The sequence below is a fragment of the Paludibacterium purpuratum genome (genome assembly GCF_004363805.1).
Classification (GTDB): domain Bacteria; phylum Pseudomonadota; class Gammaproteobacteria; order Burkholderiales; family Chromobacteriaceae; genus Paludibacterium; species Paludibacterium purpuratum.
The window spans coordinates 57,130-75,220 of record NZ_SNZP01000004.1 but is presented as its reverse complement, the minus strand read 5'-3'; the positions used below and the strand labels follow the sequence as shown (position 1 = coordinate 75,220).

Sequence of the window (18,091 nt, the reverse complement as noted above, 5' to 3'; positions counted from 1 at the left end):
TTCAATGTCCTTGGTTTTTATAAGGGCGTCTCGATGGCCGGCGCCCTAGATTTTCAAGATACGTTCACCACGGCCGATACCGGAAGCGCCAGTGCGGACCGTTTCCAGGATCGCTGTGCGGTCTACCGCCTCGATAAAAGCGTTGAGTTTTTCGCTGGTACCGGTTAGCTCGATGGTGTAGGTCTTGTCGGTCACGTCGATGATGCGACCGCGGAAGATGTCCGCCATGCGCTTCATCTCTTCGCGCTCCTTGCCGGTGGAGCGCACTTTGATGAGCATCATTTCACGCTCGATATGCTCCGACTCGTTCAGGTCGATCACCTTGACCACCTCGATCAGCTTGTTGAGCTGCTTGGTGATCTGTTCGATCACATCTTCCGAGCCATGGGTCACGATGGTCATGCGCGACAGGGTCGGGTCTTCGGTGGTCGCGACCGTCAGCGAGTCGATGTTATAGGCCCGGGCGGAAAACAGCCCGACCACGCGGGACAACGCGCCCGCTTCATTTTCTAGCAAAATGGAAAGAATATGTCGCATGGTGCCGCCTCAACACATATTGCCGTAATCGCGGTTGTTCTCGAACGGGACGTCCTGCACGTCGCCCATGTGCGGCGGCAAGTCCATCTGGTTCAAGCCCTTGCCGTTTTGCACCATCGGGAACACGTTTTCCGACTGATCGGTGATGACGTCGAGGAAAACCAGACGTTCTTTCATGGCGAACGCTTCGCGCAGCGCCGGTTCCACGTCCCCCGGGTGCTCGATGCGCATGCCGACGTGTCCGTAGGCCTCGGCCAGTTTGACGAAGTCCGGCAAGGCGTCCATATAGGTTTCCGAATAACGGTTGCCGTAGAACATTTCCTGCCACTGACGCACCATGCCCAGGTAACGGTTGTTCAGGTTCACCACCTTGACCGGGATGTGATACTGCTTGCAGGTGGACAGCTCCTGGATGTTCATTTGGATCGATGCATCGCCGGTCACGCAGGCTACCGTTGCGTACGGATTGGCCAATTGCGCCCCCATCGCGGCCGGTAGACCGAAGCCCATGGTGCCGAGACCGCCGGAATTGATCCAGCGCCGCGGCTGGTCGAAGCGGTAATATTGCGCGGCCCACATCTGATGCTGCCCGACGTCGGAGGTGATGATGGCCTCGCCGCCGGTCACCTCGTACAACTTCTGCATGACGAACTGCGGCTTGATCAGTGTCTCCGACGGGGCGAATCGCAGGCAATCGTGCGAACGCCAGACCTCGAGCTGCTTCCACCAGCCGGCGAGCGCGCCGGCATCCAGCGATAGTTGCGCCTGCCGCCATTGTTCCAGCATATCGCGCAGCACCAGTTTGACGTCGCCGACGATCGGGATGTCCACTTTGACGCGCTTGGCGATCGACGACGGATCGACGTCGATATGGATGATTTTTTTCGGCTGCGACAGGAAATGCGACGGCACGCTGATCACGCGATCGTCGAAGCGCGCACCGACCGCGACCAGCACGTCGCAGTAATGCATGGCCATATTGGCTTCATAGGTGCCGTGCATGCCGAGCATGCCCAGGCACTGGCGATCGCTGCCCGGATAAGCGCCGAGTCCCATCAGGGTGTTGGTACACGGCAGGCCGAGCGACTGCACCAGCTCGCGCACCTCGTCCGCCGCATTGCCTTGCACCGCGCCGCCGCCGATATAGATCAACGGACGCTGCGCGCCGGCCAGCAGATTGACGGCTTTCTTGATCTGGCCGCTGTGGCCGCGCGTCACCGGCACATAGGACCGCACGCTCATGCTTTGCGGATAGCTGAACGCATGCAACTGCTGCGTGATGTCCTTGGGAATGTCCACCACCACCGGTCCGGGCCGACCGGACTTGGCTAGGTAAAAGGCCTTTTTAATGGTCGTGGCCAACTCGGCGATGTCCTTGACCAGAAAGTTGTGCTTCACGCACGGCCGGGTAATGCCGACCATGTCGACTTCCTGGAAAGCATCCAGCCCGATGGCCGGCGTGCCCACCTGGCCGGACAGCACCACCAGTGGGATAGAGTCCAGGTAAGCCGTGGCGATACCGGTGACGGCATTGGTCGCCCCGGGGCCCGAGGTCACCAGGGCCACGCCTACCTTGTCGCTGGACCGAGAATAAGCATCCGCCGCATGCACCGCTGCTTGTTCATGTCTGACCAACACATGTCGAAACTGGCTCTGCTTGAAGATGGCATCATATATTTCAATTACCGCGCCGCCGGGGTAGCCGAAAACAAACTCGACTCCTTCCTCCTGCAGGCATCGGACTACAATCTCCGCGCCCGTGATCTGCATTTTCGCCTCTGTCTATGATTTTTTGTCCCGTTGTTATCGAACCAAGGTCATTCTGTAGAAGAATTTTCCTGAGTCGTCATAAGACCTTATCTTATCTGCCAGGCCTCGGCAAGCGATTTTGTGCAGTCGCAAAAAACGCTAAGCCCCGGTAAATTCAAGCATTTTTTTCGTACTATTTTTGCGTATTCACCTCTGATAAGATGCTGTGTTGGCATCATTTATGCGTGATTGCATGGCATCTGCCCCGCCCCTGCTTTCGAGCACCGAATCGGCCGGTTTACGCGCCATGCAGCAGGCGCTGCTGATCGTTGGCGACGAACAAACCGCCTTGGCGGTTGTGCGCGATACCTTGCGGGCCATGTCCAAGCGATATGCCTACGCCATGAAAGATGCGCGAGACCCGCTATTTCAGCGCCTTTTGCGGCAACACCTGCGCCGCGCACGCTGGCGGCAACGCCTCGGTCAACTGCTGCCGGATTTGCTATCCCACCTGATTCCGCCCCAGAGTGAAACCTTGGCGCCCGGCACGCTCGAAATGTTGCAGATCGACTTGGGCGAGCATCGACCTGCTTGGCATGAACAACCGCAAGGCGGTCTGCTGGTCACGGAGATTTTGCGTCTACTGCCGACGCGTCAACGCGATGCCTTCTGGCAGCTCCATGTCGAATGCCTGCCATTGCAGCAGGCGGCCCGGGTACTGGCGCTCACCCAACGCTGCGTCCGCCGCGACGCAAGCCGCGCCACCGCCATGTTGAAGGCCATTCTGGCGCTCAAGGGCTGCGCGGTGGAGATGGCGACCAAATCGGATATTGCACTCTGCGCAGCCAAGGCCTTGGCATTGCCTCGGGCAACGTTGGCCATCGCGCACGGTGACGCGCTGCGGCAGCTATTCCAGGCCGTCGATCGGCCGCTGCGCCGCAGCCGCCTGACCGACCGCGGTCGCCTACTGATGTTGCGGCACCCGCTCGGTACGCGACTGGCCATACTAGGCGCGCTGATTGCCGCCGTTGCGGCCGGCCTATGGCTGACCCAACCCGGCCGCAACGAGGATCAAGCGCGGACGGAGATCCAACTGCTATCGAGCGATGTTCCCCTCGACGTGCTACTGGATTCACGCTTCGTGGAGGCCGCCGATGAAGACTAGCGGCTTGTTGGCGGCGGTCATGCTATCGATCGCCGTCACTGCGACGGCACAACCGGCGGGACCGAACTGGGGGGAGCTGAACGCGCATCAGCAAGCCATCCTGGCGCCGGTCAGCGCAGAGTGGAACCGATTCGCGCCGGAGCACAAGCAAAAGCTGCTGGCACTGGCAACGGCTTACGATTGCTTATCGCCCCTTCAGCAAAGGCGGGTCGATGCTCGGCTCAAGGCCTGGGCCGATCTATCCGAAGAACAACAGGCGCTGGCGCGCCTACATTGGCAAGCACTGCAAGCGATGAATCCGGCGCAACGCGCGGAAGTACTGGCTAAATTGCAGGGGCCGGCGGCGACCGCCCCATGACACAGGAACGACCTATGACCGACCAACCGAATCCGCCCGGCATCAAACGCCTGTTGGCTTGTCTGCTGTACGAATGCCTGCTGATGTTGGCTTTGCTGCTGACGACCTCGGCGCTGTTCACCGTCCCCATGGTCAAACTGGGCAACCCATCTTGGTTGCGCTACCTGGAGCAGTTGGCGCTGTTGGCCGCACTATTCGCCTATTTTGGTCTGTCCTGGGTGCGCGGCGGCCAAACGGTGGCGATGAAAGCCTGGCGACTGCAGCTTGCGCGCGCGGACGGCGCGCCGATCGGCTGGGGGCTGGCGGCATTCCGTTTCACGGTCGCACTGGTGCTGATCATCGGCGTCCCGATCGCCGCCTACTTGGGCATGGGCGCCGGCAACCCGCACGCGGCGCGCCTGGCATTGCTGTGGTGTGCGGTGCCCTTTGCCTGGCGCTACTTCGATCCGCGCCACCAAACCTTGCATGATCGACTGTGCGGCACGCGGCTCTTCCTGCGGCCGCGCGCTCCGCGTCCACCGCGCTAAACGCCCGCTTGCCAAACCGGGCGGCCGGCCACCCAGGTCGCACTGACCGCCCGGTCGTCGCCCAGCGTCATCAGAATAAACAGCGCTTCCTGCAAGTCGCGCGCATGGCTCATGCGATAAGCGACAAAGGGCGTCGGATGCTGGTTGAGCACCACCAGGTCGGCTTCCATACCCACCTCCAACGAGCCGATGCGGTGCGCCAGACCCAGCGCCTCGGCGCCGCCGCGCGTCGCCAGGTACCAGGCTTGCGGTGCCGTCAGCGGATAACCGCTCAGTTGGGCCGCCTGATAGGCCGCACCCATCGTGCGCAGCATCGAGAAGCTGGTGCCGGCGCCCAGGTCGCTGGCCAGACCGACGCGTACAGGCCGATCGGCTCGCTTCGCCAGGCGCACATTGAAGCAGCCCGAACCGAGGAAGAAATTGGACGTTGGACAATGCGCCAGCGCGCTGCCGCTTTCGGCGAGCAGGGCATACTCGTCTTCCGTCAGGTGAATGCCATGGCCGTAGATTGCGCGCGGCCGCAGCAGACCATAGCGATGATAAACATCGGTGTAACTGGCGCAGTCGGGGAACAGCTCGCGTATCCAGGCGACCTCGTCGCGGTTTTCCGATAGATGCGATTGGATGGCGACTTGCGGATAGGCGGCCGCCAGCGCACCCAATGCTTCCAACTGTGCCGGCGTGGAGGTCGGCGCGAATCGCGGGGTAATGACGTATTCCGCTCGGCCGCGGCCATGCCAGCGTTCGATCAGCGCTTGCGACTGGTCGTAGGCACGCGTCGGCGTGTCGAGCAATTCCGGCGGCGCATTGCGATCCATGCACACCTTGCCGGCCAAGATGCGCATGTTGCGGCGTGCCGCCGCTTCAAACAAGGCATCTACCGATTGCGGATAGACCGTGCAGAACACGCTGGCACTGGTTACACCGTTTCTCAGTTGCTCGTCCAGGAACAGTTCGGCCACCGCGCTGGCGTACGCCGGATCGCTGAAACGCTGCTCGGTGGTGTAGGTATAGCGATGCAGCCAGTCGATCAATTGCTCGCCGAAGGCGGCCACCATCTCGATCTGGGCATAGTGGACGTGCGTATCCACAAACCCAGGCAGGATCAAAGCATCCGGATAATGCGTCACCACGGTATCCGGCCCGAGTGTCGGTAACAACCGGTCGGCCTGGTCATGGGCCACGATCAGCCCGTCCTCCATCACCACCATGCCGTCCTGGCAATAACGCATGGCCTGTTCGGCATCATGCAGGAACGGGTCGGCGACAAAGGTCAAGGTGGCGCCACGGATTGCCGTCTTCATCTAACTCCCCAAAGCTGACTGCGATACGCCCATTATATATCTTTATGTGAAGATATTTCATTAACCTTGCGTGATACCCTTATCACACCGCTTCCAAACAACTTGTGAAATTCACTGCCATGCTCGACCACGCAGATCAAATCGACCGTATCGTAGCCCTGTGGCGCAGCGTCCGCCCGGATCTCGACCCCGCCTCGACCGAGGTTATCGGCCGCATCGTGCGGATGGAATACTTCATTACGCGCCGGGTCTTGCAGGATCTAGCCCGCTATTCGATCAACGTCGGCGAGTTTGATGTGCTCGCCGCGTTGCGGCGCCAAGGCGAACCGTATCAACTATCGCCAAACCAGATGCAGGAGATGGTGCTGATTTCCTCCGGCGCCCTGACCAACCGCATCAACCGACTGGAGAGCGCCGGTCTGGTCAAGCGCACGCCGGATCAGGACGACCGCCGCGGCGTGAACGTGTCGCTGACGGAAAAGGGATTCAGGATCATCGAAGAGGCCGCCGGCCACCATTTGGCCGCCGAGGCCGAGCTGGTCGAAATCCTGACGCCGGAAGAACGCAAGACGCTGGCGGATTTGCTCAAGAAGCTGCTGTCGACCCAGGAAGATTAAGCCGCGACAGGCGCACAACAAAAACCCCCAACGTCGCCGTTGGGGGTTTTTTCTTCATATCGTATTATTTTCACAACACTGTCATTTGATCCTGATCAGCAAGCAATGCTGGCACGCAGATGCGCGGCGATCTGTGCCACATCGATCGCCGTGGCACTCGCATCGCGGCGGCCTTGGTATTCGACCTTGCCATCCGCCAAGCCGCGCTCGCCGATCACCACGCGGTGCGGAATGCCCAGCAACTCGGAATCGGCCAGCAGCACGCCAGGACGTTCGTCGCGGTCGTCCAGCAGCACATCGATGCCCAGCGCCGCCAGTTCGTCGTGCAGTTTGTCGGCGGCGGCGCGCACCAGCTCGCTACGACCATAGCCCATCGGCACGATCACCACGGTGAACGGCGCCATGGCGTCGGTGAAGACGATGCCGCGTTCGTCGTGGCCCTGCTCGATGGCGGCGCCGACGATGCGCGACACGCCAATGCCGTAGCAGCCCATTTCCATCGGCTTGAGCTTGCCGTCGCGGTCGAGATAGTTGCAGCTAAGCGGTTCGGCATACTTGGTACGCAGCTGGAAGACATGACCGACTTCGATACCCCGGCACAGAGCGAGCGTGCCCTTGCCGCACGGCGACGGATCGCCGGCCACCACGTTACGGATGTCGGCCACTTCCGCTTCGGCGCAATCGCGGCCGAAATTGACGCCGGTCAGGTGCTCGTCGTCGCGGTTGGCGCCGACCACCATATCGGCCATGGCGGCCACGGTACGGTCGGCGATCACCCGACCCTTGAAGCCGACCGGGCCGAGCGAACCCGGCTGGGCGCCGAAGGCGTCGCGGATGGCGGCGGGCGTGGCCATGGTCAGCGGCTTCTTGATACCGGCGATCTTCTCGGCCTTGACCTCGTTGAGTTCATGATCGCCGCGCACCATCATCAGCACCGGCTCGTCGGTATCGCTCTCGACCACGACCGCCTTGACGGTCTGGCGGATGTCGACCTTGAGGAAATCGACCAATTGGGCGATGGTTTTCACGTTCGGCGTCACCACCGTCTGCATGGCGGCCGTGGCGGCGGCGCGCGGCGCGGCCGGCGCCAGCGCTTCGGCCAACTCGATGTTGGCGGCGTAGTCGGAATCCGGGCAATAGGCGATCAGGTCTTCGCCGGAATCGGCCAACACCTGGAATTCATGCGAACCGGTACCGCCGATCGAGCCGGTGTCGGCGGCGACGGCGCGGAACTTCAGCCCCAGGCGGTTGAAGACGTTGCAATAGGCCTGGTACATGCCGTTATAGGTTTCCACCAAGCTGTCGAAGTCGGTATGGAAGGAGTAAGCGTCCTTCATGACGAATTCGCGCGCGCGCATCACGCCGAAGCGCGGACGCACTTCGTCGCGGAACTTGGTCTGAACCTGGAAGAAGTTCTTCGGCAGCTGCTTGTAGCTGTTGATTTCCTTGCGCACGATGTCGGTCACGACTTCTTCGTGGGTCGGCCCATAGCAGAAATCGCGATCGTGGCGATCCTTCATACGCAGCAGCTCCTTGCCGTAGAACTCCCAACGGCCCGACTCCTGCCACAATTCGGCCGGCTGTACCGACGGCATCAAAAGCTCGACCGAGCCTGCGCGGTTCATTTCCTCACGCACCACCGCCTCGACCTTGCGCAGCACCCGAAGCCCCATCGGCATCCACGAATACAGACCGGAAGCCAGGCGCTTGATCAAACCGGCGCGCAGCATGAGTTTGTGACTGGGAAGCTCGGCTTCGGCGGGAGCTTCCTTGAGGGTGGAAATGAAAAACTGCGCAGCACGCATGGACAACTTCCTTGAAATTTCGGCGAAATATCAGTGATTGTAGCGTTTTGCCGCGCCGGTTGGAACCTAGCCGCCAGGTGAGGCGGTGTATCGTCTGTCGCCATTGGTTGACAGAATGAGCTATACCTTTGGCAGAAATGGCTGTTTCGCTTTGCCCATTATCCGTTGCTCAGGTAAGCTGCGCGCATGCCAAATGCTTCCGCAGTCCTGACAGGCGCCGCCTCCGGCGCGCTCAAAACCAGTCAATAACCGATAAAACAAACTCACCATAAAACATGCAGGAACATCAAAAACATAGTATGGCGGCCATTACATTGGGCGCCATCGGGGTGGTATACGGCGATATCGGTACCAGCCCGCTTTATACGTTGAGCGTCTGCTTCTCCATTACCAATCTGGCGACGACGGCCGCCAACATCCTGGGCATCCTCTCGCTCATCTTCTGGGCCATCCTGTTGGTGGTCACCATCAAATACGTGGCTTTCATCCTGCGCGCCGACAATAACGGCGAAGGCGGCATCATGGTGCTGATGGCGCTGGCGCGGCGTTACCTTAACGGCAGCGCCAAGAAACGCATTGTGATTCTCGGCCTGTTCGGCTCGGCGTTGTTCTACGGCGACGCCATCATCACGCCCGCCGTGTCGGTGCTGTCCGCCGCCGAGGGCCTGAAGGTACTGAGCCCGGCCATGGCCGAGTTCGTGCTGCCGATGGCGGTGGCGGTGCTGGTCGGGCTGTTCCTGCTGCAGCGCTTCGGCACCGCCAGCGTCGGCCGCCTGTTCGGCCCGGTGATGGTGGTCTGGTTCATCGTGATCGGCCTCTTGGGCCTGCACAGCATCATGCAGGCGCCGCAGGTGCTGGCCGCCCTCAACCCCTGGTATGGCTTGCGGTTCATCGCCGCACACGGCTACGGCGCCTTCCTGACCCTGGGCGCGGTCGTATTGGCGCTGACTGGCGGCGAGGCGTTGTACGCCGACATGGGCCATTTCGGCCGTAAGCCGATTCAACGCGCTTGGTTCTGCCTGGTGCTGCCGGCGTTGCTGCTGAACTATTTCGGCCAAGGCGCCCTGCTGTTCCGCCAGCCGTCGGCCATTTCCAACCCATTCTTCATGCTGGCGCCCAAGTGGGCGCTACTGCCGTTGATCGTGCTGGCCACCATGGCCACGGTGATCGCCTCTCAGGCGGTGATTTCCGGCGCATTCTCGCTGACCCGCCAAGCGATCCAACTCGGCTATTGCCCACGCATGAGCATCCTGCACACCTCGGCACGCGAAATCGGCCAGATCTACCTGCCGTTCGTCAACTGGGCGCTGCTGGTGGCGGTCTTGGTGGTCACCGTGTCGTTCGGGTCGAGCGACAGCCTGGCCGCCGCCTATGGGATCGCCGTGACCGGCACCATGGTGATCACCACGCTGCTGTTCTTCGTGGTGGCGCGCATCAACTGGCGCTGGCCGCTACCGCTGGCCGCCGCCATCACCGCGGTGTTCCTGGTGATCGACAGCACCTTCTTCTGCGCCAACCTGCTCAAGTTACTACACGGCGGCTGGCTGCCGCTCACCATCGGCCTGATCGTGTTCTTGGTGATGAACACCTGGAAACTCGGCCGCGAACTGCTGTTCGAGCGTATCCACGAGCACGCGCTGCCGCTGGATAGTTTCATCGAGAACATCGAGCACTACCCGCCGACCCGCGTCCAGGGCACGGCCGTGTTCCTGACCGGCACCACCCACGGCGTGCCGCACGCCATGCTGCACAACCTCAAGCACAACAAGGTGTTGCACGAGCGCGTGGTGCTGATGACCATCAGCACCGGGGACGTGCCCTACGTTAGCGAGCGGGTGGAGATCAAACAACTGTCCAACAGCTTCTGGCGCGTGGTGGCACACTACGGCTTCATGGAAACGCCGGATATCGACGACATCGTCGAGGCCGGCAAGACTTGCGGGTTGGAATTCGACCTGATGGACACGTCGTTCTTCCTGTCGCGCGAGACGCTGATTTCGACCGATCGGCCGGGCATGGCGCGTTGGCGTGAAAAGCTGTTCCTGTGGATGAGCAAGAACGCGCTACGCGCCACCGATTTCTTCCAGATTCCCACCAACCGCGTGGTGGAACTGGGCGCACAGATCGAGCTGTAACGCAGGCGCGCAGCTGGCGGCGCTTATTGCCGAGTCATGTCGGCACCGAGCGCCGCCCGATAGCGAGTCCAGTCGAAATACGGCCCCGGGTCGGTTTTACGCCCGGGCGCAATATCCGAATGACCGGCAATGGCCCGCAGCGGCAACCGATCGAACAGCAACCGGGTCAGCGCGATCAGTCGCGTATATTGCGCGTCGGTGAACGGCTCGTCGTCGCAACCTTCCAGCTCGATACCCACCGAAAAATCGTTGCATCCCTCCCGCTCCTGCCAGCTGGATACCCCGGCGTGCCAGGCGCGCCGCGCTACCGGCACGAACTGAATCAATTGGCCATCGCGACGAATGAAGAAATGCGCCGACACCTTCAAGTGAGCAATGCCGGCATAGTAGGGATGCGCGTTCGCATCGAGCACGTTGGTAAACAGTTGCTCGACGCCCGGGCCGCCATACTGCCGGGGCGGCAGGCTGATGTTGTGGATCACCAATAGCTCGATCGCCACGCCTTCCGGGCGATCGTTGCAATTGGGCGAGACAATGTGGCGGGCAGGCTCGACCCAGCCCTCGGCATTGAGGCACAGCGGAGTATTCGATTCGGTCATGGCACGCTCTCGCGGGTAATGCGCCCATTTTAGGCCAGATCACCCATGTTGCGCTGCATGAGTCCGTGGTATGCTGGCCATACCATATAGATATATTCATGCCGCATTAGGGCCTGTATTAAACGAGATCGCATACCCGTCATTACGCTTGGCGCATCCAGGTTCTCAACCAGCGCCATGCCGGAGAAAGTCATCATGCCGACGTTTGAAAGCCTGACCAACCCCGCTCCTTCTTTCGACCAACCGCTCGACATGCTGATGGCTTGTCACGACCAGATCCGACGCTTCTGCGATCAGCTGGACAAATTGGCACCGTACATCACCGAGCATGGCGTCGATGCGCAAGCGAAGTCCTCCATCGAATCCATCGTGCGCTACTTCGATATCGCCGGCCCCTCGCACCACTCGGACGAAGAAGACGAACTGTTTCCGATCCTCGAAGCCCGCGTGCCGTCGGCCGCGCCGAAACTCGAGCAACTGAGCGCCGAACACGGTTACTTGCACTCCTGTTGGAATGCCATTCGCGACGATCTGCTGGCGCTGAAAAATGGCGACATCTCGGTCATCAGCCGGATCGAAATCGAGGAGTTCGTCCGCCAGTACCGCATGCATGCCGCGATTGAAGAGGCCTGGTTGATTCCGACCGCCGACAAGATCATGACCGAAGCCGAGAAACGCGTGGCCGGGCAGCACATGGCGGCCAAGCGCATGCCCGAGCTATAATCCCCCACTTTCCAGACCACGCCGGCGGCCCCTATGTCGCCGGTTTTGTTTTGCATAGCCAAATGTTGATCACTTTTTCTACGCTGTTGCTGATGCTGCTGGTCATCTTGATCGCAGCCGAGGTCTTTACCAACGCCTTGGAGCACCTAGGCCACCGCCTGGGTATTTCCGAAGGAGTGACCGGTTCGTTATTCGCCGCGGTCGGCACCGCCATGCCGGAGACGATGGTGCCGCTGTTGGCGATCCTGGGGGGCGGCGGCGGCCGCGAGGTCAACCAGGAGATCGGTGTCGGCGCCATTCTGGGCGCACCGTTGATGCTGTCTACCCTGTCGATCTCGCTGATGGGACTGTCGGTCTGGCGCGCGCGCGGGCCGGCCGGCGCCATCGCGGCCGAACGCAGCGGCCTGATGCGCGATCTGCACTTCTTCCTCGGTGCCTATACGCTATCGGCGCTGGCGATGTTCCTGCCGCAACAGGGCGCCTGGGCCTGGTCGCGCTCGGTGATCTGCCTGGTGCTGATCATGCTGTATCTGCTGTATGTGCTGATCACCCTGCGCGCCTCCAGCGCGCTGGTCGAGCAAGGCCACGGAACCGAAGCGGAGACGCCGCTGTTTCTCAGCCGGATCGGCTTGCCGGTGAATGCCGCCACCATCGCGCTGCAACTGGCCTTGGGTTTGGCTTTGCTGGTGGGGGGCGCCGAGGGCTTCATCGCGGGCGTCGAAGCGGCATCGCATCTGCTGGGTATCAGCCCGTTGCTGCTGTCGTTGATGGTGATTCCTATCGCGACCGAGTTGCCGGAAAAGATCAACTCCATCCTCTGGATCCGCAAGGGCAAGGATACGTTGGCCTTGGGCAACATCACCGGTGCCATGGTGTTCCAAGGCACCCTATTGCCCGCCATGGGGATCGCGCTCACGCCGTGGACGCCGCGCACGGACGTCTTCATCCCCCTGTTATTTACGCTAGCCGCCAGCACTTGGTTGCGCCTGGCGGCGCAACGCGGGCTGCGCGTCGGCCACTTGGCGCTCAACGGGGCCGCCTACCTGCTCTACCTGACCGTCAGTCTATAGAAACGTCGTAGGGTGCGTTCGCGAAGCAACGCACCATCCCGCCGGCAACGGGTGATGGCGGGTTGCCTTCGGCGAACCCGCCCTACAACGCAAAAAAGCGCCATGTGGCGCTTTTTTGCTGCGTTGGCAAACCGCTTAGGCCGTCAGTTCCATCAGCGCGTTGAACGAGTCGACAAACAGCTTCAGACCGTCTTGCTGCAGCTTCTCCCCGGTAGCGTCCAGATCGACGCCGGCGGCGGCGATCCGAGCCAAGATGTCCTGCGCGCCATCCAGATCCTGACGTAGTGTCGCTGCGGACTCGCCATGGTCGCGGAACTTGGCCAGTGTCGCATCCGGCACCGTATTGATGGTTTCCGCGCCGATCAGGCTCTCGACATACAGCACATCGGAATAAGCCGGGTTCTTGGTGCCGGTCGAGGCCCACAGCAGGTATTGCGGATGTGCGCCGGCACGGGCGAGTTCGGCGAATTCGTCGCCGTGGAAGCGCGCCATGTAGCGTGCGTAAGCCGCCTTGGACAGCGAAATCGCCCCTTGACCGCGCAGCGCTTCCGGCAATTGCGGATCGAGCAAGGAATCGACGCGCGACAGGAAGAAGCTGGCGACGGCCTTGACGTGGCCAAGCGTATTGCCGTCGGCCAGGCGAGCGGACAGCGCGCCGATGTAGGCATCCCACACGGCTTCGACCTGCTTCAGGCTAAACAGCAGGGTGATGTTGACGTTGATGCCTTCGCGCGTCAGTACGCCGAAAGCCTGGATCCCCGCCTGTGTGGCCGGAATCTTGATCATCAGGTTGGGTCTGCCGACCGATTGCCACAGGTCGCGCGCCGACTGCAGCGTGCCCTCGGCATCGTTGGCCAACAGCGGCGACACTTCCAGGCTGACGTAGCCGTCGTCGCGTTCGCTTTGCTGATACACCGGCAGCATCATATCGCAGGCGGTGCGTACATCGGGAATCACCAGTTCCTCGTAGGTCTTTTCCGCGCCCATGCCTCGCGCCCTGAGCGCCGCCAGATCGTCGCGATAGCGCGGATCGGTGCTGATGGCCTTATGGAAAATCGTCGGATTGGACGTCACCCCCGCAATGCCGTCCTGTTTGATCAAACGCGCCAGCTCACCGGAAAAAAGCAGTTCGCGGGAAAGATTGTCCAGCCAGATGCGCTGGCCAAAAGGGCGGATGGCTTGCAAACGATTCATGGTGAGGTCCGTAAGGCGAAGGGAAAACTGCATCGTAGCGCCAGACGACACTTAAGCCAAGTATTTATATGTAGAGCGATGCGGGCGAGAGGCTTATTTCCCGGGGCTCTCGACCATCACCGGATCGGCCATGCGCTCGCGGCCGAACACCACGCAGAACGTGCTGCCCTGATCCGGTTCGCTATGGATCTCCAGCCGCGCGTGATGACGCGCCACCACATGCTTGACGATGGCCAGACCCAAGCCGGTACCGCCGTTGCCGCGCGAGCGGCCGCGGTCTACGCGATAGAACCGTTCCGTCAGGCGTGGAATGTGCTCGCGCGGAATGCCGATGCCGGTATCGGACACACTGAATACCACGCGCTCGGGCTCCTCGCGCCAGGAAAGCGAAATACGGCCGCCTTCCGGCGTATAACGGATAGCGTTCGACACCAGATTGCTGAATGCGGAGTGCAACTCGCGCGCGCTACCCCACAGCCATTGCCCGGTTTGCTGCGTAAGCGTCACCCGATGGCGGCCCTGCGACAGCCCCTCGGCCTCCACCATCAGCGTCTCCAGCATTTCATGCATGTTGACCTTTTCCGAAGTCAGCGGCGCGGGGCTATTTTCCAGCCGCGACAGCGTCAGCAGATCTTCGACCAGCGTCTGCATACGACGCGACTGTTCCATCATCATCGGCAGGAACTGGCGCAACAGGGCCGGGTCGTCATTCTCCATGTCGTTCAGGGTTTCCAGGAAACCGCCGATCACCGTCAACGGCGTGCGCAGTTCGTGCGAGACGTTGGCGACAAAGTCGCGGTGCACGGTCTGCACCATTTCCAGCTGGGTAATGTCGCGCGACAGCATCAACTTGCGCGTGGAATCGAACGGCACCAACTGGATCGCCAGCACGATTTCGCGTGGCTGCGAGTATTTCAACACCAGCGGCTGGCTGAAGTTGTCGGCCTTCATGTAGGCATGGAAGGAGGGTTGACGGATCAGGTTGAGCAGCAGATTGCCGATGTCGCGTTGACGGTCCAGACCGAAGTGTTCGACCGCCATCGGATTGAGCCATTCGATACGATCGTGTTCGTCCAGCACGATCACGCCGTCCGGCATGGCCTCGCCGGCGTTGATGAAGCGTTCCAGCACATGGGTGAGCTTGCGTTTGCTCTGGTTCTGGCTGCGAACCTGCCGATACAGCGTCATGAACACCGTATGCCATGCGCCGAACCCATCCGGCACGCGCTCGGCGGTGGGGTTCTTCAACCAGCGCAACAGTAGCGCGACATGGAACAGGTGGAACGCCAGCATGCCCCCCAAGCAGATGGCCAAGGCGATCAAGCCGTCCTGCGCACTGGAAAACAACCAGAATCCGGCACTGACCAACACGGTCGAAGCCAACCAACCCAACACCCGCTGCAGAAATTCGCGCAAAACCGCCTCACTGATACCTTAAATCCTGTCGATGATCTCTTTCCACTACATGAAGAACATCGACAGGCACTTACCGCTGGGTGGAAAAACGATAGCCCGTACCGCGCACGGTTTGAATCAGATTATCGTGTGCCGACTGTTCGAGCGCACTGCGCAACCGGCGGATATGCACATCGACCGTGCGCTCTTCGACAAACACATGGTCGCCCCAAACGTGATCCAATAGTTGCGCGCGCGAATGCACACGCTCGGCATGGGTCATGAAAAAGTGCAGCAGACGGAACTCGGTCGGGCCCAAATCGATGGCCTGGCCGTTACCGGTCACGCGGTGCGTGATCGGATCGAGTCGCAACCCTTGCACTTCGACGGCGTCGTCGGTCATCTGCGGCGCGCGGCGACGCAGCACGGCCTTGATGCGGGCCAGCAATTCGCGCGGCGAGAACGGTTTGGTGATGTAATCGTCGGCGCCGGCATCCAGCCCGGAAATCTTATCCTGCTCGTCCGAGCGGGCGGTCAACATGATGATCGGCACACTGCGGGTGCGCTCGTCGCTGCGCAGCTTCTTGGCCACCTCGATCCCCGACGCGCCAGGCAGCATCCAGTCGAGCAACACCAGATCCGGCAGTGCGTTCTTCACCAAAGTAATCGCCGCTTCCGCCGTGCTGGCGCGCAACACATGATGGCCGGCCTGCGTGAGATTGAATGCGATCAGCTCCTGGATTGCCGGTTCGTCTTCGACCAGGAGAATATTTGCCGCCATAAGTTCACCCTTGTTAACCAATTGTGGCAAGGATAAAAACCAAAAATTGCAGAAATATGACATTTATTGTGTCTACTGTCATATATGCAGAACTAAACCGAAAAGAAGACCGAAAACGCGACGGATCGTCTGATCAGCCCCACGACGGCAGCAACGCCCGCCACTCGCGGTCCAGCACCTCGACCAATTCGCTGGCCGGCACGCCGCGGGCAAGCCGAACCCCCTGACCTGCCCATAAGGACAGGTAATCGGCACGACCGGCGCGCTGAGCCGCCTGACGCATGGGGCCAGTCAGGGCATTTTGTACCGGATACGGCGGCACATGGCGCTCGTAGCGCGCCATGCTGGCCATGAAATCGTTGTAAAGGCCGCGCGCCGGCCGCCCGGAGAATACGCGCGTGATGCGCGTGGCATCGTCCCCCGCCGCCAGCAAGGCCTGTTTCCAGGTCGTGGAGATTCCCGACTCCGGACAGCAGAGGAACGCCGTGCCCATTTGTACCCCGGCAGCGCCCAAGACCAGGCAGGCGGCGATGCCGCGCCCATCCATCACGCCCCCTGCCGCAATCACCGGAATCGACAGGGCATCCACCATTTGCGGCACCAATGCCAAGGTACCGATCATGCCGCCGCCCTCCTCCGTCTGCAGCCCGCCGCGATGTCCGCCGGCTTCCACGCCCTGGGCGCAGACCGCATCGGCGCCATCCGCCTGCCAGGCAAGCCCTTCCGACACCGTCGTGGCCGTACCGATCACCTGGATACCCGCCAAGTGGCAGCGCTCGATCACCGCCGCCCCGGCCAGACCGAAGGCGAAGCTGATCGCCGCCGGCTTGGCGGCCAACACCGCATCCAGCTGCGCGGAAAAATCCTCGCACCACTTGCTTGGCGTGGTTTGGTCGATGCCGATTGCCCGATACGAGTCGGCCAGCATCGATTGCGCGTGCGCCAGCGTATCCTCTGTCGGCGTGGGCGTCTCCAGCACGAACAGATTAACCAGGAAAGGCCGGTCGGTCAGCGCTCGGATCGCCGCGATGCCCGCGGTGATCTGGGCCGGGGACAGCATGGCGGCGGCGAAGGCGCCAAGCGCCCCCGCTTCGCAAACGGCGGCGACCAATTCGGGGGTGGTGGCGCCGCCGGCCATCGGCGCCTGGATCAACGGCGTGGATAGCTGCCATTGCCGGCAGAAATCGAGATGTTTCATGCGGGCCTCCGCAACGATTGAAAATCGATGGCCAGTGCCGGTTCCGATAGAAACTGGGTGGTCACATGCTCGATGAACAGGCGCACGGCCTGGATATCGATGTTGCTGGGCCGCCAAATCATGGCGGTGACCGCGGTTGCGCACCAGGACGGCAATGCGTGGGTGGCGACCGAGAACTGATTGGACTGCTGGTCGAGGATGGATTGCGGTAGCACCGCCACCCCCATGCCGGCGCTGACGCAACCGAGGATAGCCTGGGTCGAACCGAACTCCAGCAGCGCATCCGGTGTCACGCCCTCGGCGGAGAACCAATTCTCCACACGTTGGCGATAGGCGCAACCGTTGCGGAAAGCCAGAATCGACCGGTTGACCAACTGGCTGGCGCGTTTGACCGGTGGATGGTTACGCTCGGTGATCAGCACCAGCTTCTCCTGCCACAACAGGTGCTCCTGCAAGTCGAGCGCGCCGACCGGTCCGGAGACGAAGCCAATGTCCAGGTCATATTCGCGCACCCGCTCGACAGTCTCCCGCGTCGGTCCAGTCGTGAGCTGCATGGCAATCTTCGGGTACTGTTGGTGAAAGCCGCTCAATATCGCCGGCAAGCGTACCGCCGCGGTGGTCTCCATCGACCCCAGCCGCAACAGTCCTTGTTGTCCGGCGCCGCCCGTCATCACCTGCTCGGCTTCGTCGGCCAAACCGATCAACCGCTCGGCATAGGCCAGCAGTACCCGGCCGCGCGCAGTGATTTCCATGCGACGATTTTTGCGGATGAACAACTGCACGCCAAGACGCATCTCCAACTGCTTCAGACGCGCCGTAACGTTGGATTGAACACAGTGCAAGCGCTGAGCGGCCTGGGACACGCCTCCGCACTCATGCACGGCCCTAAAAACACGCAACTCGGCAAGATTCATGTATCACCCATAGTGAATAT

Annotated in this window: 17 protein-coding genes; 7 read left to right on the top strand and 10 right to left on the bottom strand. The window is 61.4% G+C overall.

The genetic code is table 11. From position 1 onward, the window contains the following. Positions 1 to 45 precede the first annotated feature (45 nt). Both ilvN and ilvB read right to left on the bottom strand, forming a co-directional pair. The gene (gene ilvN / locus DFP86_RS05720; RefSeq protein ID WP_133679060.1) at positions 46 to 537 is read right to left on the bottom strand and encodes an acetolactate synthase small subunit; all 492 of its coding nucleotides are present in this window, start codon (positions 535 to 537) and stop codon (positions 46 to 48) included. A 9-nt stretch (positions 538 to 546) separates the two neighbouring features. Further along, a complete protein-coding gene (gene ilvB, locus DFP86_RS05715; RefSeq protein ID WP_133679058.1) occupies positions 547 to 2,307 on the bottom strand; it encodes a biosynthetic-type acetolactate synthase large subunit in 1,761 nt (586 codons plus the stop codon). 232 nt (positions 2,308 to 2,539) lie between these two features. Here ilvB and DFP86_RS05710 point away from each other — a divergent pair, with 232 nt between their 5' ends. The 3 genes from DFP86_RS05710 to DFP86_RS05700 are packed head-to-tail and all read left to right on the top strand — an operon-like array spanning position 2,540 to position 4,336. Continuing rightward, on the top strand, positions 2,540 to 3,451 hold the full coding sequence (locus DFP86_RS05710; protein ID WP_133679056.1) for a hypothetical protein: 912 nt from the start codon (positions 2,540 to 2,542) through the stop codon (positions 3,449 to 3,451). Further along, the gene (locus DFP86_RS05705) at positions 3,441 to 3,809 is read left to right on the top strand and encodes a DUF3106 domain-containing protein (RefSeq protein WP_166642167.1); all 369 of its coding nucleotides are present in this window, start codon (positions 3,441 to 3,443) and stop codon (positions 3,807 to 3,809) included. Before DFP86_RS05710 ends, DFP86_RS05705 begins: the two co-directional genes overlap by 11 nt. Before the next feature lie 14 nt (positions 3,810 to 3,823). Beyond that, entirely contained in the window at positions 3,824 to 4,336 is a 513-nt protein-coding gene (locus tag DFP86_RS05700) for an RDD family protein (RefSeq protein WP_166642166.1), read from the top strand. Here the strand turns inward: DFP86_RS05700 and guaD are convergent. Further along, a complete protein-coding gene (gene guaD / locus DFP86_RS05695) occupies positions 4,333 to 5,640 on the bottom strand; it encodes a guanine deaminase (RefSeq protein WP_133679050.1) in 1,308 nt (435 codons plus the stop codon). The two genes, DFP86_RS05700 and guaD, sit on opposite strands and share 4 nt — an antisense overlap. Before the next feature lie 119 nt (positions 5,641 to 5,759). On the opposite strand from guaD, the gene DFP86_RS05690 reads away from it, so the two are divergent. Beyond that, positions 5,760 to 6,257 (top strand): MarR family winged helix-turn-helix transcriptional regulator, encoded by a 498-nt coding sequence (locus DFP86_RS05690; protein WP_133679048.1) that lies wholly within the window; start codon positions 5,760 to 5,762, stop codon positions 6,255 to 6,257. A gap of 95 nt (positions 6,258 to 6,352) precedes the next feature. Here DFP86_RS05690 and DFP86_RS05685 read toward each other — a convergent pair whose 3' ends face one another. Next, positions 6,353 to 8,062 carry a proline--tRNA ligase gene (locus tag DFP86_RS05685; RefSeq protein WP_133679046.1) on the bottom strand — a complete coding sequence of 570 codons (1,710 nt, stop codon included), beginning with the start codon at positions 8,060 to 8,062 and terminating at the stop codon, positions 6,353 to 6,355. Positions 8,063 to 8,337: 275 nt separating this feature from the next. Between DFP86_RS05685 and kup the strand changes: the two genes are divergently transcribed. Next, positions 8,338 to 10,197 (top strand): low affinity potassium transporter Kup, encoded by a 1,860-nt coding sequence (kup, locus tag DFP86_RS05680; protein ID WP_133679044.1) that lies wholly within the window; start codon positions 8,338 to 8,340, stop codon positions 10,195 to 10,197. A gap of 23 nt (positions 10,198 to 10,220) precedes the next feature. Here kup and ampD read toward each other — a convergent pair whose 3' ends face one another. After that, positions 10,221 to 10,796, bottom strand: coding sequence for a 1,6-anhydro-N-acetylmuramyl-L-alanine amidase AmpD (ampD, locus tag DFP86_RS05675; protein ID WP_166642165.1), 576 nt, complete (start codon positions 10,794 to 10,796; stop codon positions 10,221 to 10,223). Positions 10,797 to 10,991: 195 nt separating this feature from the next. Here ampD and DFP86_RS05670 point away from each other — a divergent pair, with 195 nt between their 5' ends. Further along, entirely contained in the window at positions 10,992 to 11,519 is a 528-nt protein-coding gene (locus tag DFP86_RS05670) for a hemerythrin domain-containing protein (protein ID WP_133679043.1), read from the top strand. Between the two features lie 62 nt (positions 11,520 to 11,581). Further along, positions 11,582 to 12,589 (top strand): sodium:calcium antiporter, encoded by a 1,008-nt coding sequence (locus DFP86_RS05665; protein WP_133679042.1) that lies wholly within the window; start codon positions 11,582 to 11,584, stop codon positions 12,587 to 12,589. A gap of 135 nt (positions 12,590 to 12,724) precedes the next feature. Here the strand turns inward: DFP86_RS05665 and tal are convergent, their stop codons facing one another. The 5 genes from tal to DFP86_RS05640 form a co-directional block, all read right to left on the bottom strand. Next, positions 12,725 to 13,783, bottom strand: coding sequence for a transaldolase (gene tal / locus DFP86_RS05660; protein ID WP_133679041.1), 1,059 nt, complete (start codon positions 13,781 to 13,783; stop codon positions 12,725 to 12,727). A gap of 93 nt (positions 13,784 to 13,876) precedes the next feature. Then, positions 13,877 to 15,199: a phosphate regulon sensor histidine kinase PhoR gene (gene phoR / locus DFP86_RS05655; RefSeq protein ID WP_133679040.1), complete on the bottom strand. Its 1,323-nt coding sequence runs from the start codon at positions 15,197 to 15,199 to the stop codon at positions 13,877 to 13,879. 70 nt (positions 15,200 to 15,269) lie between these two features. Then, positions 15,270 to 15,959, bottom strand: coding sequence for a phosphate regulon transcriptional regulator PhoB (gene phoB, locus DFP86_RS05650; RefSeq protein ID WP_133679039.1), 690 nt, complete (start codon positions 15,957 to 15,959; stop codon positions 15,270 to 15,272). Positions 15,960 to 16,092: 133 nt separating this feature from the next. After that, a complete protein-coding gene (locus DFP86_RS05645) occupies positions 16,093 to 17,157 on the bottom strand; it encodes an NAD(P)H-dependent flavin oxidoreductase (protein WP_133679038.1) in 1,065 nt (354 codons plus the stop codon). Further along, positions 17,154 to 18,071, bottom strand: a complete 918-nt coding sequence (locus tag DFP86_RS05640) for a LysR family transcriptional regulator (RefSeq protein WP_133679037.1) — start codon at positions 18,069 to 18,071, stop codon at positions 17,154 to 17,156. Before DFP86_RS05640 ends, DFP86_RS05645 begins: the two co-directional genes overlap by 4 nt. Between the last annotated feature and the right edge of the window lie 20 nt (positions 18,072 to 18,091).

Coding starts and splice junctions, on each gene's coding strand:
- ilvN (WP_133679060.1), bottom strand. CDS start 537: ATGCGACATATTCTTTCCATTTTGCTAGAAAATGAAGCGGGCGCGTTG.
- ilvB (WP_133679058.1), bottom strand. CDS start 2,307: ATGCAGATCACGGGCGCGGAGATTGTAGTCCGATGCCTGCAGGAGGAA.
- DFP86_RS05710 (WP_133679056.1), top strand. CDS start 2,540: ATGGCATCTGCCCCGCCCCTGCTTTCGAGCACCGAATCGGCCGGTTTA.
- DFP86_RS05705 (WP_166642167.1), top strand. CDS start 3,441: ATGAAGACTAGCGGCTTGTTGGCGGCGGTCATGCTATCGATCGCCGTC.
- DFP86_RS05700 (WP_166642166.1), top strand. CDS start 3,824: ATGACCGACCAACCGAATCCGCCCGGCATCAAACGCCTGTTGGCTTGT.
- guaD (WP_133679050.1), bottom strand. CDS start 5,640: ATGAAGACGGCAATCCGTGGCGCCACCTTGACCTTTGTCGCCGACCCG.
- DFP86_RS05690 (WP_133679048.1), top strand. CDS start 5,760: ATGCTCGACCACGCAGATCAAATCGACCGTATCGTAGCCCTGTGGCGC.
- DFP86_RS05685 (WP_133679046.1), bottom strand. CDS start 8,062: ATGCGTGCTGCGCAGTTTTTCATTTCCACCCTCAAGGAAGCTCCCGCC.
- kup (WP_133679044.1), top strand. CDS start 8,338: ATGCAGGAACATCAAAAACATAGTATGGCGGCCATTACATTGGGCGCC.
- ampD (WP_166642165.1), bottom strand. CDS start 10,796: ATGACCGAATCGAATACTCCGCTGTGCCTCAATGCCGAGGGCTGGGTC.
- DFP86_RS05670 (WP_133679043.1), top strand. CDS start 10,992: ATGCCGACGTTTGAAAGCCTGACCAACCCCGCTCCTTCTTTCGACCAA.
- DFP86_RS05665 (WP_133679042.1), top strand. CDS start 11,582: ATGTTGATCACTTTTTCTACGCTGTTGCTGATGCTGCTGGTCATCTTG.
- tal (WP_133679041.1), bottom strand. CDS start 13,783: ATGAATCGTTTGCAAGCCATCCGCCCTTTTGGCCAGCGCATCTGGCTG.
- phoB (WP_133679039.1), bottom strand. CDS start 15,959: ATGGCGGCAAATATTCTCCTGGTCGAAGACGAACCGGCAATCCAGGAG.
- DFP86_RS05645 (WP_133679038.1), bottom strand. CDS start 17,157: ATGAAACATCTCGATTTCTGCCGGCAATGGCAGCTATCCACGCCGTTG.
- DFP86_RS05640 (WP_133679037.1), bottom strand. CDS start 18,071: ATGAATCTTGCCGAGTTGCGTGTTTTTAGGGCCGTGCATGAGTGCGGA.